The 23,306-nt window shown below is 72.1% G+C and carries 22 protein-coding genes; 8 read left to right on the plus strand and 14 right to left on the minus strand.

The genetic code is table 11. The features are described from left to right. Positions 1-844: 844 nt before the first annotated feature. The 3 genes from pknB (at position 845) to AB0D44_RS31525 (ending at position 4,274) form a co-directional block, all read left to right on the plus strand. Positions 845-2,752 (plus strand): Stk1 family PASTA domain-containing Ser/Thr kinase, encoded by a 1,908-nt coding sequence (gene pknB / locus AB0D44_RS31515; RefSeq protein WP_362597380.1) that lies wholly within the window; start codon positions 845-847, stop codon positions 2,750-2,752. Between the two features lie 9 nt (positions 2,753-2,761). After that, complete coding sequence (locus AB0D44_RS31520) at positions 2,762-3,619, plus strand: deoxyribonuclease IV (protein ID WP_362597422.1); 858 nt, start codon at positions 2,762-2,764, stop codon at positions 3,617-3,619. A 97-nt stretch (positions 3,620-3,716) separates the two neighbouring features. After that, positions 3,717-4,274, plus strand: coding sequence for a DUF4396 domain-containing protein (locus AB0D44_RS31525; RefSeq protein WP_362597383.1), 558 nt, complete (start codon positions 3,717-3,719; stop codon positions 4,272-4,274). Positions 4,275-4,289: 15 nt separating this feature from the next. Here AB0D44_RS31525 and AB0D44_RS31530 read toward each other — a convergent pair whose 3' ends face one another. Continuing rightward, positions 4,290-4,922: a sulfite oxidase-like oxidoreductase gene (locus tag AB0D44_RS31530; protein ID WP_362597386.1), complete on the minus strand. Its 633-nt coding sequence runs from the start codon at positions 4,920-4,922 to the stop codon at positions 4,290-4,292. Between the two features lie 199 nt (positions 4,923-5,121). Between AB0D44_RS31530 and bfr the strand changes: the two genes are divergently transcribed. Then, positions 5,122-5,598, plus strand: a complete 477-nt coding sequence (gene bfr, locus AB0D44_RS31535) for a bacterioferritin (RefSeq protein ID WP_030707395.1) — start codon at positions 5,122-5,124, stop codon at positions 5,596-5,598. A 19-nt stretch (positions 5,599-5,617) separates the two neighbouring features. Here the strand turns inward: bfr and AB0D44_RS31540 are convergent, their stop codons facing one another. Next, positions 5,618-5,881 (minus strand): (2Fe-2S)-binding protein, encoded by a 264-nt coding sequence (locus AB0D44_RS31540; RefSeq protein ID WP_362597389.1) that lies wholly within the window; start codon positions 5,879-5,881, stop codon positions 5,618-5,620. Between the two features lie 156 nt (positions 5,882-6,037). Beyond that, positions 6,038-7,393 (minus strand): class II 3-deoxy-7-phosphoheptulonate synthase, encoded by a 1,356-nt coding sequence (locus tag AB0D44_RS31545; RefSeq protein WP_362597392.1) that lies wholly within the window; start codon positions 7,391-7,393, stop codon positions 6,038-6,040. Between the two features lie 334 nt (positions 7,394-7,727). Here AB0D44_RS31545 and AB0D44_RS31550 point away from each other — a divergent pair, with 334 nt between their 5' ends. Next, positions 7,728-9,596 carry an anthranilate synthase family protein gene (locus tag AB0D44_RS31550; protein WP_362597395.1) on the plus strand — a complete coding sequence of 623 codons (1,869 nt, stop codon included), beginning with the start codon at positions 7,728-7,730 and terminating at the stop codon, positions 9,594-9,596. On the opposite strand, the gene AB0D44_RS31555 is transcribed toward AB0D44_RS31550, so the two are convergent. The 5 genes from AB0D44_RS31555 to AB0D44_RS31575 all read right to left on the minus strand — a co-directional run bounded on the left by AB0D44_RS31555 (position 9,593) and on the right by AB0D44_RS31575 (position 14,512). Then, on the minus strand, positions 9,593-10,615 hold the full coding sequence (locus tag AB0D44_RS31555) for a 2-hydroxyacid dehydrogenase (RefSeq protein ID WP_362597398.1): 1,023 nt from the start codon (positions 10,613-10,615) through the stop codon (positions 9,593-9,595). The genes AB0D44_RS31550 and AB0D44_RS31555 overlap by 4 nt on opposite strands. A gap of 67 nt (positions 10,616-10,682) precedes the next feature. Then, positions 10,683-11,711, minus strand: coding sequence for a 6-phosphofructokinase (locus AB0D44_RS31560; RefSeq protein WP_362597425.1), 1,029 nt, complete (start codon positions 11,709-11,711; stop codon positions 10,683-10,685). Between the two features lie 145 nt (positions 11,712-11,856). After that, the gene (locus AB0D44_RS31565) at positions 11,857-12,501 is read right to left on the minus strand and encodes a response regulator transcription factor (RefSeq protein WP_362597428.1); all 645 of its coding nucleotides are present in this window, start codon (positions 12,499-12,501) and stop codon (positions 11,857-11,859) included. A 23-nt stretch (positions 12,502-12,524) separates the two neighbouring features. Beyond that, the gene (locus tag AB0D44_RS31570) at positions 12,525-13,736 is read right to left on the minus strand and encodes a DUF5931 domain-containing protein (RefSeq protein ID WP_362597401.1); all 1,212 of its coding nucleotides are present in this window, start codon (positions 13,734-13,736) and stop codon (positions 12,525-12,527) included. A gap of 32 nt (positions 13,737-13,768) precedes the next feature. Next, the gene (locus tag AB0D44_RS31575) at positions 13,769-14,512 is read right to left on the minus strand and encodes a lysophospholipid acyltransferase family protein (protein ID WP_362597431.1); all 744 of its coding nucleotides are present in this window, start codon (positions 14,510-14,512) and stop codon (positions 13,769-13,771) included. Between the two features lie 170 nt (positions 14,513-14,682). On the opposite strand from AB0D44_RS31575, the gene AB0D44_RS31580 reads away from it, so the two are divergent. Continuing rightward, positions 14,683-15,462 (plus strand): alpha/beta fold hydrolase, encoded by a 780-nt coding sequence (locus AB0D44_RS31580; RefSeq protein WP_362597433.1) that lies wholly within the window; start codon positions 14,683-14,685, stop codon positions 15,460-15,462. Further along, positions 15,455-16,048, plus strand: coding sequence for a hypothetical protein (locus AB0D44_RS31585; protein WP_362597404.1), 594 nt, complete (start codon positions 15,455-15,457; stop codon positions 16,046-16,048). The genes AB0D44_RS31580 and AB0D44_RS31585 overlap by 8 nt, the downstream gene beginning before the upstream one ends. Before the next feature lie 115 nt (positions 16,049-16,163). Here AB0D44_RS31585 and AB0D44_RS31590 read toward each other — a convergent pair whose 3' ends face one another. The 6 genes from AB0D44_RS31590 to AB0D44_RS31615 form a co-directional block, all read right to left on the minus strand. After that, positions 16,164-16,961: an endonuclease/exonuclease/phosphatase family protein gene (locus AB0D44_RS31590; RefSeq protein ID WP_362597406.1), complete on the minus strand. Its 798-nt coding sequence runs from the start codon at positions 16,959-16,961 to the stop codon at positions 16,164-16,166. 72 nt (positions 16,962-17,033) lie between these two features. Then, the gene (locus AB0D44_RS31595) at positions 17,034-17,975 is read right to left on the minus strand and encodes an ROK family glucokinase (RefSeq protein ID WP_362597409.1); all 942 of its coding nucleotides are present in this window, start codon (positions 17,973-17,975) and stop codon (positions 17,034-17,036) included. A gap of 61 nt (positions 17,976-18,036) precedes the next feature. Beyond that, on the minus strand, positions 18,037-18,498 hold the full coding sequence (locus AB0D44_RS31600; RefSeq protein ID WP_362597411.1) for a DUF5304 domain-containing protein: 462 nt from the start codon (positions 18,496-18,498) through the stop codon (positions 18,037-18,039). A 76-nt stretch (positions 18,499-18,574) separates the two neighbouring features. Next, a complete protein-coding gene (locus AB0D44_RS31605) occupies positions 18,575-19,774 on the minus strand; it encodes an ArsA-related P-loop ATPase (RefSeq protein ID WP_362597414.1) in 1,200 nt (399 codons plus the stop codon). A 19-nt stretch (positions 19,775-19,793) separates the two neighbouring features. Continuing rightward, positions 19,794-20,237, minus strand: coding sequence for an SRPBCC family protein (locus tag AB0D44_RS31610; protein WP_362597416.1), 444 nt, complete (start codon positions 20,235-20,237; stop codon positions 19,794-19,796). An 80-nt stretch (positions 20,238-20,317) separates the two neighbouring features. Continuing rightward, entirely contained in the window at positions 20,318-21,145 is an 828-nt protein-coding gene (locus tag AB0D44_RS31615) for a metallophosphoesterase (protein WP_362597436.1), read from the minus strand. A gap of 242 nt (positions 21,146-21,387) precedes the next feature. Here AB0D44_RS31615 and AB0D44_RS31620 point away from each other — a divergent pair, with 242 nt between their 5' ends. Beyond that, the gene (locus AB0D44_RS31620; protein WP_362597419.1) at positions 21,388-23,184 is read left to right on the plus strand and encodes an AMP-dependent synthetase/ligase; all 1,797 of its coding nucleotides are present in this window, start codon (positions 21,388-21,390) and stop codon (positions 23,182-23,184) included. Positions 23,185-23,306 lie beyond the last annotated feature (122 nt).

Raw genomic sequence — 23,306 nt, forward strand, 5'->3', positions numbered from 1 at the left:
CAGCAGCCTCGGCTACCAAAGCCCAGCCCAGTACGAACCAACCACCGCCTGAATCAAGACAACACACCTGTCCGCCAAAACGGAACAACCCCAGGCCGCCGGACGCTGAGACACGGGGAGCGCGTAGCGATCTGGTGCGCCCACCGGCCCCGGATGCTCTTCTGGTCGCTGTCTCGTGCGGGTAGTCACCCCCGACGGCCGCCGGACGCTGAGAGATGGGGAGCGCGTAGCGATCTGGTGCGCCCACAGGCCCGGGATGCTCTTCTGGTCGCTGTCTCGTGCGGGTAGTTGCCCCGGACGGCCGCTGGACGCTGAGACGTGAGGAGCGCGTAGCGATCTGGGGCGCGCGCCGGCCCGGGCCGGCCTCTTGGCGGGGCCGGGCGCAGATCGTGCCCAGGGGCTTGGCCCCTGCGTCCCTCATGGCCAATGGCTGTGATCGTGAACCAGTGGACCGTTCTTTTGGGGGCTTCCCGTCAGTCCTTGTCTTTCCGGGGCGGGACGGCCTGTCAAGGGTGGCCGAAGGCCATCGCGAAGCGACGCGACGAAGGAGCGCCCTTGACAGGGCGGCCCGACCCGGAAGGACAGTGGGACTGGCGGGAAACCCCCAAACCCTCCCTGATCAGGCCCCAGGGGCGCAGGCCCCCCGAAGCCCCCGCCCGGCAAGACGGTCCGCCCCCGCACCGCCGCCGAGGGGGCGGGTGGGCAACCGCGGGCCAGGGGCGGCTGCTCGAGGGGGTGAAAGTGCCGCGCACGCGTGAACCCCTACCCCCCGCCCACGTCACAGCTGGGCTGCAAGGCGACCCGTCCGGGCCGGGGGGCCGCGCCGCGCTCGTAGAATCGCCGGGTGGATACGACCCTGGATGACCCCCTCGTCGGGCGCGTGCTCGACGGCCGCTACCGCGTCGACGCCCGCATCGCGGCCGGCGGCATGGCCACGGTCTACCGGACCGTCGACACCCGCCTCGACCGCGTCCTCGCGCTGAAGGTCATGCACCCGGCGCTCGCCGCGGACGCCGCCTTCGTCGACCGGTTCATCCGGGAGGCGAAGTCCGTGGCACGGCTCGCCCACCCCAACGTCGTCGCCGTATTCGACCAGGGCACGGACGGGCCGTACGTCTACCTCGCCATGGAGTACGTCTCCGGCTGCACCCTGCGCGACGTGCTCCGCGAGCGCGGCGCGCTCCAGCCGCGGGCCGCCCTCGACATCCTGGAGCCCGTGCTCGCCGCCCTCGGCGCCGCCCACCGCGCCGGCTTCGTGCACCGCGACATGAAGCCCGAGAACGTCCTGATAGGCGACGACGGCCGGGTCAAGGTCGCCGACTTCGGGCTGGTCCGGTCCGTGGACTCGGTGACCAACACCACCGGCTCCGTCCTCGGCACGGTCTCCTACCTGGCTCCCGAGCAGATCGAGAACGGCGTCACCGACACCCGCGTGGACGTCTACGCCTGCGGTGTCGTGCTCTACGAGATGCTCACCGGCTGCAAGCCGCACACCGGCGGCTCCCCGGCCCAGGTGCTCTACCAGCACCTCCACGAGGACGTACCGCCCCCGTCCGCCACCGTCCCCGGCCTGCCCGTCGGCCTCGACGAGCTCGTCGCGCAGGCCACCGCGCGCAACCCGGAGCTGCGCCCCCACGACGCCGCGGCCCTGCTCGGCCTCACCCGCGAGGTCCGCGCCCAGCTCAGCGACACCGAGCTGGACGCCGTACCGCCGCAGGCGCGCGCCGAGGAGCGGACGGCCAGCGAGGACCGCACCGGTGTGATCCCGCGCCCGGTGGCCGTGCACCAGCCCCTGCACCAGACCTCCCGGCTGCAGGTTCCGCCGCCGCCTCCCCCCTCCCCCGCCCCGCCGGCCCCGCGCCGGCCCCGACGCGGCGTGTTCCTGGTCATCGCGGGCGTCCTGCTGGCCCTCGGCCTCGGCACGGGTGTCTGGTACATCAACTCCGGCCAGTTCACCAAGGTCCCCAACCTCCTCGGCAAGACGGAGGTCCAGGCCCGCTCGGAACTCTCCGCCGCCGGACTGGGCGTCAAGAAGATCGACCGGAAGTTCAGCGAGGCCTTCGAGCGCGGGACGGTCATGGCGACCACCCCCGGCGGCGGCAAGCAGATCCGTGGCAACGACGCGGTCGTCCTCACCATCTCCCGCGGCCCCGAGGTCGTGGCCGTGCCCAACCTCAAGGGCCGCCCGCTGGAGGAGGCCAGGGCCGAGCTGACGAAGGCCGGGCTGGCCCCGGGCGTCGTCACGCAGGCCTTCAGCCAGGACGTCGCACAGGGCTCGGTGGTCAGCACCGACCCGGTGGGCGGCGAGAAGCGGGCCCCCGACACGGCCGTCTCCATGGTCGTCAGCAAGGGCCGCCCGGTTCCGGTGCCCAGCGTGGCCGGCGTCCCACTCGAGCAGGCCCGCTCCACGCTCCAGGGCCTCGGCCTGAAGGTGGCGACGGCGCCCGAACAGGTCAACGCCCCCTCCCCGGCCGGTACGGTCGCCAACCAGTCGATCGGCGCCGGAACCCAGGCTGCGGCCGGGGACACCGTCACCCTGACCCTCTCCAAGGGCCCGCGCCAGCTCCCCGTCCCCGACGTGACCGGCCAGGAGGTGGACGCGGCCCGCAAGGCCCTGGAGGGTGCGGGCTTCAAGGTCAGGGTGGAGCGGCCGTTCCTCTCCTTCAGCAAGACCGTGGAGTCCCAGTCGGTGGCCGGCGGCCAGAACGCCCCCGAGGGCACCACGATCGTCATCAAGACCAAGGGGCTGTGAACAGCGGTGATACGCAATCCGGTGGGCGGGCACGTCCCCGTCGCGGGCGGGCTCGCCTCGGTCGGGCTGACGTATGCCCGGGAGATGGGCGCCGAGGCGGTGCAGGTCTTCGTCGCCAATCCGCGCGGCTGGGCCACCCCGGCCGGCAACCCGGCGCAGGACGAGCTGTTCCGGGCCGGGTGCGCCGAGTCGTCCATCCCGGCCTACGTGCACGCCCCGTACCTGATCAACTTCGGCTCGCACACCGAGGCGACCGTCGAGAAGTCGGTGGAGTCGCTGCGCCACTCGCTGCGCCGGGGCCGGCAGATCGGTGCGCTCGGGGTGGTCGTGCACACCGGCTCGGCCACCGCAGGCCGCCCGCGCGAGGCGGCGTACGCGCAGGTCAGGGAGCACATGCTGCCGCTGCTGGATGAGCTGACGCACGACGACGACCCGTTGCTGCTGCTGGAGTCCACGGCCGGGCAGGGCTTTTCGCTGTGCTCGCGGGCCGAGGAGTTCGGGCCGTACTTCGACGCGCTCGAGCACCACCCGAAGCTGGGGATCTGCCTGGACACCTGCCACGTCTTCGCGGCGGGACACGACCTGGCGGAGCCGGGCGGGACGAAGGTGACGCTGGACCTGCTGGTGGACACGGTGGGCGAGGGCCGGCTGAAGCTGGTGCACGCGAACGATTCCAAGGAGGGTGTCGGCGCCCACCGGGACCGGCACGCCAACGTCGGCCAGGGCCACATCGGCCGCGAGGCCTTCGCCGAGCTGTTCGCGCACCCGGCGATGGAGGGCGTCCCGCTGATCATCGAGACCCCGGGCGGCAAGGAGGGGCACGCGGCGGACGTGGCCCTGCTGAAGGAGCTGCGCGACCACGGGTGACGTGACGGCGGGGATGCATGGAGGAATACCCCTGGGGGGTATACGGTTGACGCCATCGGCGGAACCGCTACCCGGCTTTTCCCACCAGGGGGTCGACATGCAACACGCACACCACGAGCACCACGAGCACCACGAGCACCAGGGCCACGGACAGCACGGCCCCGGACAGCACAGCCCCGGGCAGCTCAGCCCCGGGCAGCACGTTCACCGGCAGCACGGACGCGCCAGCTGGGCCATGGCCGCCCGCGCCACCCTGCACTGCCTCACCGGATGCGCCATCGGCGAGGTGCTCGGCATGGTCATCGGAACCGCGCTGGGCTGGGGGAACGCCCCGACGATGGTCCTGGCGATCATCCTCGCGTTCCTCTTCGGCTACGCGTTCACCCTGCGCGGGATCCTCGGCGCGGGGGTTGACCTCCGTACGGCCGTCCGGGTGGCCCTCGCCGCGGACACCCTGTCGATCGCCGTCATGGAACTGATCGACAACGGCGTGATCGCGCTGTGGCCGGGCGCGATGGACGCGCACCTCTCGGACCCGCTGTTCTGGACGGTCCTGGCGATCGCGCTCGCGGCCGCCTTCGTGATCACGGTGCCGGTCAACAAGTGGATGATCGGCCGCGGCAAGGGTCACGCGGTGGTCCACCAGTACCACTGAAAGGCCGGACCGGCCCTACAGGTCGGGGCCTTCCCCCGGCTCCTCCTGGTACGAGTAGCGCTGCTCGCGCCAGGGGTCGCCGATGTTGTGGTAGCCGCGCTCCTCCCAGAAGCCGCGGCGGTCGGCGGTCATGTACTCGACGCCGCGGACCCACTTGGGGCCCTTCCACGCGTACAGGTGCGGGACGACGAGCCGCAGCGGGAACCCGTGCTCGGCGGTGAGCAGTTCACCGCCCTGGTGGGTGGCGAAGACGGTCCGCTCGGAGGCGAAGTCGGCCAGCCGCATGTTGGAGCTGAAGCCGTACTCGGCCCACACCATCACGTGCGTGACCTGCGGCGCGGGCGGCGCGAGGGCGAGGATCGTCCGGGCGAGCACGCCGCCCCATTCGGCCCCCGTCATGCTGAATTTGGTCACGCAGTGCAGGTCCGCCACGACGGACTCGAACGGCAGCGCCGCGAACTCCTCGTGGTTCCAGCAGCGCTTGTCCCCGTCGGCCGTCGCGCCGAAGACGCGGAACTCCCAGCGGTCGGGCTTGAACTTGGGTACCGGACCGTAGTGGGTGACCGGCCAGCCCCGCTGCAACCGCTGCCCCGGTGGAAGCTCCGCCTGCTCTGCTCCCGGAGATTCCCGGCTTTCCGGCTGACCCATGACTCCATGGTGACAGACGCGGTGGGGTGGTCATGACCAGGTCTGGACCGATTCGGGCAAGTCACGGCAACTCCCACTAAGGAGGCACTTACTGGACGACCCCCAGCGGCGGTGCAAGGATGCGCCCCATCCCCCCGGCCACGGCCGGAGGTGCCCCCAGCCCCGTCATGAATGACATTGCCTGGAAGGAGCCTCTGCGATGCAGGGCGACCCCGAGGTCCTTGAGTTTCTGAACGAGCAGCTGACCGGCGAGCTGACCGCCATCAACCAGTACTGGCTGCACTACCGCATCCAGGACAACAAGGGCTGGACCAAGCTCGCCAAGTACACGCGTGAAGAGTCCATCGACGAGATGAAGCACGCGGACAAGATCACCGAGCGCATCCTGATGCTCGACGGTTTGCCGAACTACCAGCGCCTCTTCCACGTCCGGGTCGGGCAGACGATCACCGAGATGTTCCAGGCGGACCGCCAGGTCGAGGTCGAGGCCATCGACCGGCTCAAGCGGGGCATCGAGGTCATGCGCGGCAAGGGCGACATCACGTCCGCCCGCCTCTTCGAGGAGATCCTGGAGGACGAGGAGCACCACATCGACTACCTCGACACCCAGCTGGAGCTCATCGAGTCCTTGGGCGAGCCGCTCTACATCGCGCAGCTGATCGAGCAGCCGAGCTGACCCGACGGGCCGTACCGCTCTACGCGGCTTCCGCGAGCGAGGGCGCCGCGGCCGGGGCCGACGGCACGTCGGCGGCGAGGACGGCTGCCGCGTTGCCCTTCTCCAGGAGTTCCCGGCGGGGGCACGCGCCGCGGCCGAGTATTCCCTGGATGGTGCGCACGCAGGAGCCGCAGTCGGTGCCCGCCTTGGTGGCCGAGGCGATCTGGCGCGGGGTGCAGGCCCCGGCGGCCGCGTGGTCCTTCACCTGCTTGTCGGTGATCCCGAAGCAAGAGCAGACGTACACGCGGTTCACCTCCCTGGGCGGAACGGTTCGGCGAGCCATCCCCGATTCGGTGAGGCTTACCTAACCGTACCCAAAGTTAGGGTTCCCTAAAAGACCCGGATACGACGATGGGGCGCGGATCACATCGATCCGCGCCCCGTCGTCGTAGCTGTCTACTTACTGATCGCGGTACATCTCGGCGACCAGGAACGCCAGGTCCAGGGACTGGCTGCGGTTGAGCCGCGGGTCGCAGGCCGTCTCGTAGCGCTGGTGCAGGTCGTCGACGAAGATCTCGTCGCCGCCGCCCACGCACTCGGTGACGTCGTCACCGGTGAGCTCGACGTGGATGCCGCCCGGGTGGGTGCCGAGACCCTTGTGGACCTCGAAGAAGCCCTTGACCTCGTCGAGCACGTCGTCGAAACGGCGCGTCTTGTGGCCGGAGGCCGCCTCGAAGGTGTTGCCGTGCATCGGGTCGGTGACCCAGGCGACGGTGGCGCCGGAGGCGGTGACCTTCTCGACCAGCTCGGGGAGCTTGTCGCGGACCTTGTCGGCGCCCATGCGGACGACGAAGGTCAGCCGGCCCGGCTCGCGCTCGGGGTCCAGGCGGTCGATGTACGTCAGCGCCTCGTCCACCGTGGTGGTGGGGCCGAGCTTGATGCCGATCGGGTTGGCGATCTGCGAGCAGAACTCGATGTGCGCGTGGTCCAGCTGGCGGGTGCGCTCACCGATCCAGACCATGTGGCCCGAGGTGTCGTACAGCCTGCCGGTGCGGGAGTCCGTACGGGTCAGCGCGCCCTCGTAGTCCAGCAGCAGCGCCTCGTGCGAGGCGTAGAACTCGACGGCCTTGAACTCGGCCGGGTCGGTGCCACAGGCCTTCATGAAGTTCAGCGCGTTGTCGATCTCCCGCGCGAGCTGCTCGTAGCGCTGCCCGGACGGGGAGGACTTCACGAAGTCCTGGTTCCAGGCGTGCACCTGGCGCAGGTCGGCGTAACCGCCGGTGGTGAAGGCGCGGACCAGGTTCAGCGTCGAGGCCGACGCGTGGTACATGCGCTTGAGCCGCTCGGGGTCCGGGATCCGGGCCTCTTCGGTGAAGGCGAAGCCGTTGACGGAGTCACCGCGGTAGGTCGGCAGGGTGACGCCGTCGCGGGTCTCGGTGTCCTTGGAGCGCGGCTTGGAGTACTGGCCCGCGATGCGGCCGACCTTGACGACGGGCACGGAGGCCGCGTACGTCAGCACGGCGCTCATCTGGAGCAGCGTCTTGAGCTTGGCGCGGATGTGGTCGGCGGACACGGCGTCGAAGGCCTCGGCGCAGTCGCCGCCCTGCAGCAGGAACGCCTCGCCCTTGGCGACGGCTCCCAGACGGGCGCGCAGCTGGTCGCACTCGCCCGCGAAGACGAGCGGAGGATACGACTCGAGGTCCGCGACGACAGCGCGCAGAGCCTCGGCATCGGGGTACGAAGGCTGCTGCGCCGCGGGAAGGTCTCGCCAGGTCGCCTTGGCGGCGGGGGCTTGGGTTTCAGCGTTCACGGTCACCTCGTACACATTACGGTGTCATTCGTCCGGTCCAGCCGTGCGACCACCTGGTGAGACGGGCGCAGTCGAAGGCCGACGGACCCCGAAAATTCGGAATCCATGGTTCATCCCGCGCCGTGAGACGCATCCGGCGCCGCGGGGCCGATCTGGGCTAAGGTGCGCGGCATGTACGCGCACACGAACCAGGACTGGTGGTGGCCCGCTTCCGGCGGCCCACTCCTCGCGCGTACCTAGAACCACGACACGACCGACGCGAAGGCCGCCCCGAGGGGCGGCCTTCGCGTCCGTGCGCGGGCCAGGGGCCGCTCCTCCCACCGGAAGGACGCCGCTCCGAATGAATCTCAGCCGACTGCTCGACGACTCCTGCCCGCCGTTCGCCCTGCTGCGCCGGCGGACCCCCGGCCGCGACCACGACACCGTCGAGGTGCTGCTCGGCCCGGTCCACGAGGCCGAGCGCCTCGCCGACCTGCCCGTCCGGGAGCTGCCCACCCTCGCCCTGGTGCCCTTCCGGCAGATCCGGGAGCGCGGGTTCGACGTGCGCGACGACGGGACGCCGCTGAGCGTGCTGGTGGCCGAGGAGGCGTACGAGATCCCGCTGGCGCAGGCCCTGGCCGCGCTGCCCGCCCACGCCGTCCGGGTCGACGGGGGCGGCTTCGACGTCCCCGACGAGGACTACGCGGCCACGGTCGAGCGGGTCATCGAGGACGAGATCGGCCGCGGGGAGGGCGCCAACTTCGTCATCCGGCGCACCTACGAGGGCCGGATCGACGGCTTCGGCCGGGCGGACGCCCTGGCCCTGTTCCGGCGGCTGCTGGAGGGCGAGCGGGGCGCGTACTGGACCTACGTCGTCCACACCGGGGACCGCACACTGGTCGGGGCCAGCCCCGAGGTCCACGTGCGGATGTCCGGCGGGACGGTGGTGATGAACCCGATCAGCGGGACGTACCGCCATCCCGACGGCGGCCCCACCGTGGACTCCCTGCTCGCCTTCCTCGGCGACCGCAAGGAGACCGAGGAGCTGTCGATGGTGGTCGACGAGGAACTGAAGATGATGTGCACCGTCGGCGACATGGGCGGGGTCGTCGTCGGGCCGCGGCTGAAGGAGATGTCCCACCTCGCGCACACCGAGTACGAGCTGCGCGGCCGGTCCTCGCTGGACGTGCGGGATGTGCTGCGGGAGACCATGTTCGCCGCGACGGTGACCGGCTCGCCGGTGCAGAACGCCTGCCGGGTGATCGAGCGGTACGAGGCCGGGGGCCGCGGCTACTACGCGGGAGCACTGGCCCTGCTCGGGGTCGACTCCGCGGGCGCCCAGATGCTGGACTCCCCCATCCTGATCCGCACCGCCGACATCGACTCCGAGGGGGCGCTGCGGGTGCCCGTCGGCGCCACCCTCGTACGGCACTCCGATCCGGCGGGCGAGGTGGCGGAGACGCATGCCAAGGCCGCCGGGGTGCTGGCGGCGCTCGGGGTCCGGGCGGCGGCGCCCCGCCCGGCCTTCGAGGGGGCGCGGCTGGCGGACGACCCCCGGGTGCAGGCGGCCCTGGCGGCGCGGCGGGCGGACCTGGCCCCCTTCTGGCTGCGCATGCAGGAGCAGCCGGCCGCGCCGGCCGGCCATGCGCTGGTGGTGGACGGCGAGGACACCTTCACCGCGATGCTGGCCCACGTGCTGCGGGTGGCCGGTCTGGAGGTGACCGTACGCCGCTACGACGATCCGGGGCTGCGGGCGGCGGCGCTGGCCTGGGCGGGGCCGATCGTGCTGGGCCCGGGCCCGGGGAACCCGGCGGACGCGGCGGACCCGAAGATGCGGATGCTGCGCGGACTGGCCGCCGATCTCCTGGCGGGGCACCGGCACGGCCTGCTCGGGGTCTGCCTGGGCCACGAGCTGCTGGCGGCCGAGCTGGGGCTGCCGCTGGTCCGCAAGGCGGAGCCGGCGCAGGGGGCGCAGACGCGGATCGACCTGTTCGGGGCGCAGGAGGTGGTCGGCTTCTACAACACGTACACCGCGCGGTGCGATGCCGGAGCCGAGCCCGTGGGGGTCGAGGTGTCCCGCGACCCCGCGACGGGTGAGGTCCACGCCCTGCGCTCCGCCGCCGGCGGGTACGCCGGGGTCCAGTTCCATCCGGAGTCGGTGCTCACCCTCCGCGGGGCGGAGCTGCTGCGTGAGCTGGTGGAAGGGGTCCGGGCGGGCGCCCCTGCCTAGGCGGGGGCGCCCGCCGCGCTCCCTCCCGGAGCCGGGACCAGGGTGTTCTGTGAGCTGCGGCCGGCCAGGTAGTCGGCGACGTTGGCGACCGTCGTGGCGATGATCTGGCCCACCGCGTCCGTCGTGTAGTACGCCTGGTGCGAGGTCACCACCACGTGCGGGAACGTGACGAGCCGGGCCAGGGTGTCGTCCTCGACGGCCTCCAGGGACTTGTCCAGGAAGAACACCCCGGCCTCGGCCTCGTACACGTCGAGGCCGACCCCCGCGAACCGCCCCGCCCGCAGCTCCGCGACCAGCGCGTCCGTGTCCACCAGCCCGCCGCGGCTGGAGTTCACCAGGATCGCGTCGTCCCGCATCAGCCGCAGGGCCGCCGCGTCGACGATGTGGCGGGTGGACTCCATCAGCGGGACGTGCAGGCTGATCAGGTCCGAGGAGGCGAACAGCTCCTCCTTGTCCACGTACTTCATGCCGAGCTCCACGCAGGCCGGGTTCTGCGCGATGTCCCAGCCGAGCAGGTTCATCCCGAACCCGTGCGCGATCCGGGTGAAGGCCTCGCCGATCTTGCCGGTGCCGAGCACGCCCACCGTGCGGCCGCGCAGGTCCCGGCCCATCAGCCCGTTCAGCCGGAAGTCGAAATCGCGGGTGCGGTTGGAGGCCCGGACGATCCGCCGGTTCACGGCCATCGCCAGGGTCCAGGCGAACTCGGCCACGGAGTAGGGCGAGTAGTACGAGACCCGGCTGACGGTCATGCCCAGCTGCCGGGCCACGTCCAGGTCGATGTTGTTGAAGCCCGTGGAGCGCTGGGCGATCAGCTTCGTCCCGCCCTGCGCCAGGGTCCGCAGCACCCGGCCGCCCAGGTCCGCGTTCACGCTGGAGGAGACGATCTCGTACCCGGCGGCGATGGGCGCGGTGTCCTCGCTCAGGAAGACGTCGAGGCAGCGCACCTCGTGCTCTCCGTCGAAGGCGCGCTCCAGGAGCGGCTTCTCGTCGGCGGTCACACCGAATGCCAGGATCTCCACGCCGGCTCCCTACTTCGTGCCCCATGGGTCGTTGGTCACCCTACGACCCATGGGTCCGTGTCGCCGCTCAGCCGAAGAAGACCCCGACCTCCCGGTACAGCGCCGGGTCCACCGTCTTCAGCTTCGCCGTGGCCTCGGCGAGGGGCACCCGCACGATGTCCGTCCCCTTGAGGGCGACCATCTTGCCGAAGTCCTTCTCGCGCACCGCGTCGATCGCGTGCAGCCCGAAGCGGGTGGCCAGCCACCGGTCGAAGGCGCTCGGAGTGCCTCCCCGCTGGATGTGCCCGAGCACCGTCGTCCGGGCCTCCTTCCCGGTCCGCGCCTCGATCTCCTTGGCCAGCCACTCGCCGACGCCCGACAGCCGGACGTGCCCGAAGGAGTCCTTGGTGGCGTCCTTGAGGACCAGGTCCCCGTCCGTGGGCATCGCACCCTCCGCGACCACCACGATCGGCGCGTAGCTCGCCTTGAACCGGGAGGTCACCCAGGTGCACACCTGGTCGACGTCGAAGCGCTGCTCCGGGATGAGGATGACGTTGGCGCCCCCTGCGAGCCCCGAGTGCAGGGCGATCCAGCCGGCGTGGCGGCCCATCACCTCGACGACCAGGACCCGCATGTGGGACTCGGCCGTGGTGTGCAGCCGGTCGATGGCCTCGGTCGCGATGCCGACGGCGGTGTCGAAGCCGAAGGTGTAGTCCGTCGCGGACAGGTCGTTGTCGATGGTCTTCGGCACGCCGACGCAGGGGATGCCGTACTCCTCGTACAGCTTGGCCGCTACCCCGAGGGTGTCCTCGCCTCCGATCGCGACGAGGGCGTCCACCTCGTACTTGGCGAGGTTGTCCTTGATGCCGCGGACGCCGTTCTCCGTCTTGAACGGGTTGGTGCGCGAGGAGCCGAGGATGGTGCCGCCCCGGGGCAGGATCCCGCGGACGGCGGGGATGTCCAGGGGCACCGTGGCCCCTTCGACCGCTCCCCGCCAGCCGTCCTTGAATCCGATGAACCCGTATCCGTACTCCTGCTCGCCCTTGCGGACGACGGCCCTGATCACCGCGTTGAGCCCGGGGCAGTCACCGCCGCCGGTCAGCACTCCGACCTTCATGGAATCTCCCTTCGCCATGACGGTCACGCTAGTGGTGACCCAGGTCACAGCAAGAGGTCCGGAAGAGTCAATTCGGGCGGAATCAAGGGGCGTTGCGTACCCCCGTTCACTCGTACGAGGACATAAGTACGACCGACGTCACCAACTAGGCGTCGTCGAGGCCCCGCTCGATCGCGTACCGGACGAGCTCCACGCGGTTGTGCAGCTGGAGTTTGCCGAGGGTGTTCTGGACGTGGTTCTGCACCGTGCGGTGGGAGATGACCAGCCGCTCGGCGATCTGCTTGTACGAGAGCCCCTTGGCCACCAGCCGCAGCACCTCGGTCTCCCGGTCGGTCAGCTGCGGGGCCTTGGCCACGTCGGAGGCGGCCGGGGCCGGGTCGGTGGCCAGGCGGCGGTATTCGCCGAGGACCAGGCCGGCCAGGCCCGGGGTGAAGACCGGATCGCCGGCCGCCGTGCGGCGGACCGCGTCGATCAGCTCCTGGGCGCCGGCGGACTTGAGCAGGTAGCCGGTCGCGCCGGACTTGACCGCCTCCAGGACGTCCGCGTGCTCGCCGCTCGCCGACAGGACCAGCACGCGCAGGGCGGGGTTGGCCCCGACCAGCTCCTTGCAGACCTGCACCCCGGGCATGCCGGGGAGGTTGAGGTCGAGGACCAGGACGTGGGGGGTGACCGCGCGGGCCCGGCGCACGGCCTCGGGACCGTCGCCGGCGGTGGCCACCAGGTCGAAGCCCGCGGCGGCCAGGTCGCGGGCGACCGCGTCGCGCCACATCGGATGGTCGTCGACGACCATCACCTTGATCTCGTTCGGCTCGCTCACTGGGTCCTCCCCCTCGGTACTTTCAGTTCCACCTCGGTGCCCTGTCCGGGGACGGACACCAGCTCGGCGCTGCCGCCGAGATCGCGCAGCCGGCCGCGGATGGACAGGGCCACGCCCATCCGGCCCTCGCCCTCGGCCTGGTCGAGCCGGCCCGCCGCGATGCCCGGGCCGTCGTCCCGGACGGTCACGATCACCTCGTCGCCCCAGTCCTCGAGCAGAATCCAGGCACTGGCCCCGTCCCCGGCGTGCTTGCGCACATTGTCGAGGGCGGCGCCGACGGCCGCCGCGAGCTCCTTCGCCGCGGGCGCCGGCAGCGGCACCGGGGTGCCCGGCTCGGCGAAGCTCACGCGGCACCCGGCGTGCGGGGCGAGCAGCGTGCGCAGGTCCAGCTCGCCCTCGTCCGCGCCCGGTTCGTCCACCTCGTACGCGTCCACCAGCGCGCCGCGCGACCCGTCGCGGGAGACCCGGGAGGGGTGGACCAGCCCGCTGGAGACGAGCGTGCGCAGCGCCACCTCCTGCTCCCCCGCCATCCGGCCCAGCTCGGCGGCCTCGCCGCCCAGTTCGGTGCCGCGCCGCTGGACCATGGCGAGGACCTGGAGGACCCCGTCGTGGATGTCGCGGGCGAGGCGCTCGCGTTCGCGGGTGGCCGCCTCGATCTCCAGCGCGCGCGCCAGGGTTGCCTCACTGGCCCGGGCCACCTCGACGACGTAGCCGATGGCCACGGACGCGACCCAGACGAGCAGGACGTTGTGCAGGGTGTCGGGGGTGGGGTCGCCGCCGTGGATGACGAGGTTGGCGGCGGCCACGAAGGTGGAGGCGAAGCCGGCCCAGCGCCAGCCGCCCTTGAGGGCGAAGGCGAGGACCGCGCCTGCGGTCCAGATGCTGGGGAGGGTGGGGCCGCCCGTGGCGATCCGCTCGTGGGTGTCGGCGAGCGGGGTGAGCAGGATGCCGGTGAGGGCGACGGCGAGGTCGACGCCGAGGAACCGCTTGGTGCAGCTGGCGGCGTTCGCCACCTTGGAGGAGGTGGCCAGCGTCCAGACGGCGAGGCCCGCGAGGTAGCCGACCGCGACCATGGGCCGGTCGAATTTCTTGTAGGCGGAGGCGAACAGCACCACCGCGTAGCCCATGGTCAGCAGCCGGTACGCGGTCAGGGCACGCCACAGCGGCTGCTCGACCGACATGCGCACGACGCGTTCGCGTTTCGCCATCTGCCCACCCCCCGCGGGCGGTTCGCCCGTCGCTACTCCGCCGCGCCCTCGGCCTTGTCCGCCTTCTCGGCCTTGTCCGCCTTCTCGGCCCTCGCGGCGGCCTTCTCGGCGTCGGCGATCTGGCGTTTGGCCGCCGTGGCGTAGATGTCCACGTACTCCTGGCCGGAAAGCTTCATGATTTCGTACATGACCTCGTCGGTCACCGAGCGGAGGATGAAGCGGTCGCCGTCCATGCCGTGGTAGCGGCTGAAGTCCAGCGGCTTGCCGATCCGGATGCCGGGGCGCATCAGCTTGGGGACCACCTTGCCGGGCGGCTGGATCTTCTCGGTGTCGATCATCGCCACCGGGATCACGGGGGCGCCGGTGGCGAGGGCCACGCGGGCCAGGCCGCCGGGCTTGCCGCGGTAGAGCCGGCCGTCGGGTGAACGCGTCCCCTCGGGGTAGATACCGAACAGCTCCCCCCGTTCGATGACCTCGATGCCGCTCTTGATGGCGGCCTCGCCGGCCCCGCGCGCACCGGAGCGGTCCACCGGGAGCTGGCCGACGCCCTTGAAGAAGGCGGCCGTCAGCTTGCCCTTCACGCCGGGGGAGGTGAAGTACTCGGCCTTCGCGATGAAGGTGACCTTCCGGTCCAGTACCGCGGGCAGGAAGAAGGAGTCGGAGAAGGACAGGTGGTTGCTCGCGAGGATCGCCGGCCCCTCGGCGGGAATGTTCTCGAGGCCCTCCACCCACGGCCTGAAGGCGAGCTTCAGGGAACCGCCGATGGAGAACTTCATTGCGCCGTAGATCAACTCGAAAGCCTTCCTGTGTCTGTCGAACAGACCATATCCCGTGCCTCTCCCGGCAGCGGCCCGACGGCCCTGGTCGGTGCCACCCCGGTCGCGTACGGTGAAGTCACACAGAGCAACGCACCCACCTGATGTACATCATGATCAAGGAGACCCTGGTGCCCGTCCTCCCTGGAGCCGAGCCGTTCCGCCACGAGGGCGGAGAGGTCGGCGTCCTCCTCTGCCACGGCTTCACCGGTTCCCCGCAGTCGCTGCGCCCCTGGGCCGAGTACCTCGCCGGGAAGGGGCTCACGGTCTCGCTGCCGCTGCTGCCCGGGCACGGGACGCGCTGGCAGGACATGCAGCTCACGGGCTGGCAGGACTGGTACGCCGAGGTGGACCGGGCACTGCGGGAGCTGCTGGACCGGTGCGAGCAGGTGTTCGTCTTCGGCCTGTCCATGGGCGGCGCGCTGACCCTGCGGCTGGCGGCCCGGCACGGGGACGCCATCAGCGGCATCGTCCTGGTCAACCCGGCCAACAAGGTGCACGACCCGCTGGCGTTCGCCCTGCCGGTGGCCCAGCACTTCGTCCGGTCGACGGCGGGCATCGCGAGCGACATCGCGAAGCCGGGGTCGGTGGAGGTCGGCTACGACCGGGTCCCGACGCGGGCGGCGCACTCGCTGCGGAAGTTCCTGCAGCTGGTGGACACCGAGCTGCCGCAGGTCACGCAGCCCGTCCTCCTGCTGCACAGCCCGCAGGACCACGTCGTACCGCCGGCCGACTCGGCGCGGGTCCTGGCGCGGATCTCGTCCACCGATGTGACCGAGACGCTGCTGGAACAGAGCTACCACGTCGCGACGTTGGACCATGACGCGGAGCGGATTTTCGCGGACAGCTATGCGTTCGTCGGCCGACTGGTGGAGAGCGTGGGCAGGGAGGGGGCGCAGGCGGGTGGCTGAGCACGAGGAGCAGTCGGGCGGGGTTCCGCCGCTGGACGAGGAAGCGGCGTGGGCGGCGATCGTCGCCGGGTACGGGCAGGAGCCGCCGGACCCGCCGGGGGCCCGGCCGTTCAAGCCGATCGAGAACCTCCTGCTGCCGGAGGAGGACGTCAAACCGCTGCCGCCGGAGCCGGAGCGCTCGGCGCAGCGCGGGACGGAGCCCGAGCCCGAGCCTGCGCCCGAGGCGGATCCGGAGCCCCCGGCCGCGCTGGGCAGCTCGGTGGTCTTCGCCCCGGGCGTCGGTGCCCCGGGCATCGGCACTCCGGGCCCGCGCGACCACTCGCTGGCGGAGCCGGCGGACGAGGGCCACTTCGTCCCCCCGGAGCCGGAGCTCCCGGAGGCGGACACCACGGCGAAGTTCGCCTGGCTGGCGGTGGTGGGCGGCCCGGTGCTGCTGCTCCTGGCCGTGCTGCTGCAGTGGGAGATGACCTGGTGGCTGACGACCCTGGGCATCGGCGGCTTCCTGGGCGGCTTCGCGACGCTGGTCGGGCGGATGGCGCAGGGCGACGACGAGGACGACGACCCGGGCCGCGGAGCCGTCGTCTAGCGCGACCGGCGCCCTGCCCCCGGGGCTCCGCCCCCGGCTGGACGGGGGCCAGGGTTACGCCCCGCCCCCGGGGCTCCGCCCCGGACCCGCGCCTCATGCGCCGGCGGGGCTGGTTTCAGCCGGCGTTCGAGGCGCGGGGGTCCGGGGGCAGGGCACCCGGCAGCGGCGCCGCGGCCGGGAGGCGGAGGGCGGCCAGCACCGGCAGGTGGTCCGTGGCCGCGGCCAGGTCCGCGTCGCTCACCCCCGGCAGCCCCACAGGGACACCGCAGGCCAGCACCTCCACACCCCCGGTGACGAACACCGCGTCGATGCGCCGCTGCGGGGACGAGATCGGGAACGTCCGCTCCCCGCCCCAGGGCGCCGCCGGCCAGCAGTCCCGCAAGGCCCCCGCGAGCTTCCCGAAGGCCGGGCCGTCCGGGCCCTCGTTCACGTCGACCGCGGCGATCCCGTACGGGGTGTCCAGCGCCTCGAGCCGCTCCAGCAGGAGATCCGCCTGGGCCCGGCGTTCCGTACGGTCCAGGGACAGGTGCGCGCACAGGAGGCCCGCCCGGACGCCCCCGATCCGGACCACCGCCGTCGCGAAGCCCCGCCGGTGCAGGCCGGGGGTGCGCGGCAGCAGGACGTCCTCGGCCCGCTCCACGAAGACCCGCAGCGAGCACATCAGCAGCGGCCCGGAGGCCGTCGCGCCCCCGCCCAGCACGACCAGGTCGCACTTCGCGGCGAGCCGGGCCGCGTGTTTGCGCCACCGGAAGAACCGCGGCGCCTCCTGTACGAACACGAGGTCCGGTGCGCAGGCCCGGATGACCCGGGCGAGCGCCTCCTCGTCGTCGCGCAGCGAGCGGATGTTGTAGCTGAGCACCCGGATCACGGCAGAACCGTCGGGCTCCGTACGGGACTTCGGCAGCTGGTCCATGCCCGCAAGATATGACGCCGCCCGCCGCTCCCCCAAGGGGCGCGGCGGGCGGTCACGTACGGGGGACGGCGGTCAGCCCTGGCGCGCCAGGTCCGCCGCGCCCACGAGCCCGGCCTTGCCGCCCAGCTGGGCGGCCAGCACCTGCGCGTGCGGACGCCAGGCGCCGCCCACGAGCCAGCGCTTGAAGGACTTGCGGATCGGGTCGAGGACGAGGTCGCCCTCGTCGGAGACCCCGCCGCCGACGATGAACGCCGACGGGTCGAAGAGCGAGGCCAGGTCGGCCAGGCCCGCGCCGGCCCAGCGGGCCAGCTCGCGGAAGGCGTCGATGGCCACCAGGTCGCCCTGCCGGGCCGCCTGGCTGATGTGCTTGCCCTCGATGCCCCCGGGGGTGCCGTCGCCGAGGGAGAGCAGGATCGCCGCGTTCTCGGGGGTGGCGTTGGCGCGCTGCTTCGCGTACCGGACGAGCGCGCGCCCGGAGGCGTACTGCTCCCAGCAGCCCTGGCTGCCGCAGCCGCACAGCAGGCCGTCCGGGACGACCCTGATGTGGCCGAATTCGGCGGCGACGCCGAAGCGTCCGCGGCGCAGCTTGTTGCCGATGATGATGCCGCCGCCGAGGCCGGTGCCGAGCGTGATGCAGATGACGTCGTCGTGGCCCTGGCCTGCGCCGAAGCGGTACTCGCCCCAGGCGGCGCAGTTCGCGTCGTTCTCCACCACGACGGGCAGGCCGATGCGCTGCTCGACCTTGTCCTTGAGCGGTTCGTGCCGCCAGTTGATGTTCGGGGCGAAGAGCACGGTGGCGCGCTTGTCGTCCACGTAGCCCGCGGCGCCGATGCCGACGGCGTCGATGGTGTGGTTGCTGCTGACTTCGGAGACGGCGGCGCAGATGGCCTCCGTCACTGCGTCCGCGGTCGGCGGGGTGGGCACCTTGTACGTCTCAAGGATGGTGCCCTCTTCGTCGACCACGCCGGCCGCGATCTTCGTGCCGCCGATGTCGACGCCGATGGTGAGTCCCATTAGTCCCTCGGTTTCCGGTCAAACCCCGCCACGGCCCACCGTACCCGAGGGTGGAGGGCGTTCAGTCGAGATCGATCCGCTCGGCGGGGCCGTCGCCGGGGCCCTCATCCCGGGGATCACGCTCGCCGGAGCCCTGCCGGGGGGCCGGCGGCTCGCCCCGCGTCCAGCGCCGTTCGTGGCCCTCGACGGCCGAGCGGTAGGCGGCGAGCAGCTCGGATCCGGCGGCCGCGAGGTGGTCGAACACCTCGGGGTTGCGCTCGATGACGGGCTTGGCGGCGGTCTTCGCCTGGTTGACGAACTGGCGCACGGCGCCCTGGGCCGCGCTGCCGATGAGGGGGTTGTTCAGGCCGGAGACCTTGTCGGCGACGGCCTCGAAGAGCTTGAACAGCTCCTCGGCGGCGGTCCCGGTGCCCTGGCCCCCCGTCCCGCCCTGCCCGCGCAGGCGCTCCTTCTCGGCGGCGAGGTCCTCGGCGCAGGCCTTGGCCCAGGCGTCGTCGGTGGGGCGGTCGGTGGCCTCGCTCATGGCGGACTCTCCTGCGGCAGCTGCGGTGCGTGCGGTACTGGCTATCTTCGACGGTACCCGAACGGCGGTACGCGGATCAGGGCGTGCGGGGCCACAGTCCGGGGTCCGGGGTGAAGCGGATGCGCAGGCCGTCCTCGGCCAGGGCGGCGCCGGAGACGCTGCAGCGGCGCAGCGCGGCGGGCAGCGGAACGATCCTGCGGTACGGGCCCACGGTGAGCAGCAGTTCGTCGCCGCGCCGGATCAGGTCGAGCTCGTGCTTGTGCGCACCGGGCAGCGGGACCACCCAGACGAGCACCCCGTCCTCGGCGAGCCGGTCCTCGACCGTCCACTCCGGGCGGGGTGCGGGCCGCTGCGGGACGAGCCCGTCGGCGGCGAGCTGTTCCAGGTCCTGCGGGCCGCGCGGGTCCCGGCCGAGGTGGCCGAGCCGGACCACGGGGACCTCCCCGGCCCACTCGGAGGCGTACTTGCCCTGCTGCGCGGCGAGCCCGGCGAGCCAGGGGTCGGCTGATCCCTCGGGCAGGAGGCGGTTGGCGACGACGGCGGAGGCGGGCAGCTGGTGGAGGGCGAGTCCGAGCCGGCCCAGCCGGATCGCTTCGGCGGCGGCCGGCCCCGGTTGGGCGACCAGCCGGACCTCGGTGGTGTCGGCCTCGACGGCGGACTGGACCGCGGCGAGCTCCTCGTCCCACCGGGCGGCGGTCTCGTAGAGCCACTGCGCGGGCATGGGCACCCCGGCCAGCTGGGCCAGGACGGGCCGCAGGGCGCGGGCGGCCTGCCGCTCCGCGGGGAGCAGCCGGGCGAGGTAGCGGCGCAGCTGGGCGGGGAGGGCCAGAGCGGCCAGGGCCTGGTGGAGCGGGGGCAGGTCGACGACGACGAGGTCGCAGGCCGGCGCGGCGGCGGCCCGCCGCAGGGCGCGCAGCAGCGCGAACTGCTCGGCGCCGGGCAGCTCGGTGAGTTCCTCGGCGCCCAGCGGCCGGGCCCCGACCATCCCGAGGAGGGCGGATCCGCGCTCCTGGAGGGCGACGAGTTCCTCCCGGAACTCCTCGCCGGAGTCCACCCGGGCCACCCGGACCCCGCCCGCCACCGGTACGGCGGGCAGTCCGGGCGCGGCCTCGGCGGGCTCCCCCACCGGTTCCCCGGTCAGGGCGGTGAGGGGGTCCCCGACGTCGCCGGACAGCAGCAGCACCCGCCGCCCCTGCCGGGCCGCGGCGAGGGCGGTGGCCGCGGCCACGGTGGTCCGCCCGGCCCCGCCGGGGCCGGTGATCAGCAAGGTGTGCACGGTGACGGTGTCCAGGGCCTCAGCCGGTCGATTCCACGCGCTTCTTCAGGCCGGCCAGGGCGCGGTCGATGATGACCTTCTCGGCCTTGCGCTTGATCATGCCGAGCATGGGGATCTTGACGTCCACGGTCAGCTGGTAGGTGACCTCGGTGGACTTGCCACCCGCCAGCGGGGTCAGCCGGTACGAGCCGTCCAGCTGCCGCAGCATCTGCGACTTGTCCAGGGTCCAGCTGACCTCGTCCTCGCCCTTCCAGGTGTAGGACAGGGTGTGGTCGTCCTTGATCGCGCCCGCGTCGAGCAGCAGCCGGACCTTTTCGGCCCGGCCTTCGGCGTCGGCGGCCATCACCTCGGCCTCCTTCACCTCGCCCGTCCACTCGGGGTAACGGGCGAAGTCGGCGATCACGGCCATCACGTCGGCCGGCGAGGCGTCGATCGTGATGCTTGAGCTGGTGTGTTCCGCCATCGCGGTCGCTCCTCCGTGGAGTTATTCGAGGAAGTGTGCGGCCTTCGGCCGCCGCTCGAAGGCTACCGTGCGTGCGGAGCTCACCACTCCAGGGCCCAGGGCCTCCCGGTCGCCGCGAAGTGCCCGACGTTCACGCACTCGGTGCCGCCGATCCGCATCCGGCGGGCGAGCGGCTGGTGGACGTGTCCGAACAGGGCGTAGCGGGGGCGGGTGCGCCGGATGGCGGCCAGCAGGGCCTCGCTGCCCCGTTCGAAGCGGCGCGCGACCGTGTCGTAGCAGAGCTCCGGCACCTCCGGCGGGATGTGCGAGCACAGCACGTCCACCTCGCCCAGCGCCTCCACCTTGGCGGCGTACTCCTCCACGTCCACCTCGTACGGGGTGCGCATCGGCGAGGGCAGGCCGCCTCCGACGAAGCCGAAGACCCGGCCGCCGATCTCCACGCGCTGCCCGTCGAGCACGGTGAGGCCGGGCCGGTCGGCGTACTCGGGCCACAGCGTCGGCATGTCGACGTTGCCGTACGTGGCGTACGTCGGGCTGGGGAAGGCGGCGAACATCTGTGCGTACTGGCGGCGCACGGCGTCCTCGATGAGCCGCTCCCGGTCCAGCCCCGCCCACAGCTGCCGCCCGAAGGCACGGGCTTCGGCGAAGCGGCGCGCCGTGCGCAGCTCGACGATCCGGTCGGCGTTCTCGACGCCGAACAGGTCGGGGAAGATCCCGCGCGAGTGGTCGGCGTAGTCGAGGAAGAGCACGAGGTCGCCCAGGCAGATCAGCGCGTCGGCGCCGTCCCCCGCCCGGGCGAGGGCCTCGGTGTTGCCGTGCACGTCGCTCACGACGTGCACCCGCGTGCGGGATGAGGTGCGCAGCCCGGTGCGGCTCGATCCGCTCGTACCCGACGTCCCGTCCCGCATGCTGCCAGCCATGCGGCCACCCTAGGGCGGCCGGGTGAAGGCCGGGTAGAGGGGGTGCCGGATGCAGCCGGACCTGCGGTTACTTCCGAGTCTTCGGCGGGGTCGACTAGTGTCGGCACGAAAAGGCCGTCTCGTGTGACGCAGGGAACATCTGGCCGGTTCCCTCTATCCGGAACCCACTACCGGTGGGTAACGTCCGGTCGGTCCACATGGTGGCGATGGCGCCCAGAGGAGCAGCAGTCTTGCGCGAGTTCAGCCTTCCGGCCCTGTACGAGGTCCCGTCGGACGGGAACCTGACGGATCTCATCCGCCGCAATGCCGCGCAGCATCCCGACACCGCCGTCATGAGCCGCAAGGTCGACGGCCGGTGGCAGGACGTGACCGCGACCGAATTCCTGGCCGAGGTCCGGGCCGCGGCCAAGGGCCTGATCGCGGCGGGCATCCGCCCGGGCGACCGGGTCGCGCTGATCTCCCGCACCCGCTACGAGTGGGTGCTGATCGACTTCGCGATCTGGACGGCGGGCGGCGTCACCGTCCCGGTGTACGAGACCAGCTCCCCCGAGCAGATCCAGTGGATCCTCGGCGACTCCGGCGCCGTCGCCGCGGTCGTCGAGAGCCCCGGGCACGGCGCGGCGGTGGCCTCGCTGCGCGACCGGCTGCCGGAACTGCGCGAGGTCTGGGAGATCGAGCAGGGCGCCCTCGAGGCGCTCAAGAGCGCGGGCGCCGCGATCACCGACGCCGAGGTCGACGAGCGCAGCAGCCTGGCGTGCGCGGACGACCCGGCCACCATCGTCTACACCTCGGGCACCACGGGCCGCCCCAAGGGCTGCGTGCTGAGCCACCGCAACTTCTTCGCGGAGTGCGGCAACGCCGTGGAGCGGCTGAAGCCGCTGTTCAAGACCGGCGAGTGCTCGGTCCTGCTGTTCCTTCCGGCGGCGCACGTCTTCGGCCGCCTGGTGGAGGTGGCGGCCGTGCTGGCGCCGATCCGGCTGGGCTGCGTACCGGACATCAAGAACCTGACCGACGAGCTGCAGTCCTTCCGGCCCACCCTGATCCTCGGTGTGCCGCGCGTCTTCGAGAAGGTCTACAACTCGGCGCGCGCCAAGGCGCAGGCCGAGGGCAAGGGCAAGATCTTCGACGCCGCCGCCGAGACGGCGATCGCCTACAGCCGGGCGCTGGACACCCCCCGCGGGCCGTCCTTCGGCCTGAAGCTCAAGCACAAGCTGTTCACCAAGCTCGTCTACAGCAAGCTGCACGCGGTCCTCGGCGGGCGCGGCGAGTACGCGATCTCCGGCGGCGCTCCGCTGGGCGAGCGGCTCGGGCACTTCTTCCGCGGCATCGGCTTCACGGTGCTGGAGGGCTACGGCCTGACGGAGTCCTGTGCGGCGACCACCTTCAACCCGTGGGACAAGCAGAAGATCGGTACGGTCGGCCAGCCCATGCCGGGCTCCGTGGTGCGCATCGCGGACGACGGCGAGGTGCTGCTGCACGGCGAGCAGATCTTCACCGGCTACTGGAAGAACGAGACGGCGACTGCCGAGGCCCTGACCGACGGCTGGTTCCACACCGGCGACGTCGGCACCCTCGACGAGGACGGCTACCTCACGATCACCGGGCGCAAGAAGGAGCTGATCGTCACCGCGGGCGGCAAGAACGTCGCGCCCGCCGTGATCGAGGACCGGATCCGGGCGCACGCGCTGGTCGCGGAGTGCATGGTCGTCGGCGACGGGCGGCCGTTCGTGGCCGCGCTGGTCACCATCGACGAGGAGTTCCTCGGCCGGTGGGCCGCGGAGAACGGCAAGCCGGCCGGTGTGACGGCGGCGCAGCTGCGCGACGACGCGGAGCTCAACGCCGCCGTCCAGAAGGCCGTCGACGACGGCAACGCGGCGGTTTCCAAGGCGGAATCGGTGCGGAAATTCCGCATTCTGCCCTCCCAGTTCACGGAGGAGTCGGGCCACATCACGCCGTCGCTGAAGCTCAAGCGGAACGTGGTCGCGAAGGACTTCGCGGACGAGATCGAAGCCCTCTACCGGGGCTGAGCCGGGGCCGGCCCGGGCTGGGCCGTATAGGGGGTGTCTGACGGAGGTCCGCGGCGTCGCGGTGCCCGGCACGCACTCTCGCCGCACCGGCCGAAAGCCCAAGTACGTCCAGTACGGGGGCA

It is taken from the genome of Streptomyces sp. NPDC048349, assembly GCF_040651925.1.
In the GTDB taxonomy this organism is placed as follows: Bacteria; Actinomycetota; Actinomycetes; order Streptomycetales; family Streptomycetaceae; genus Streptomyces.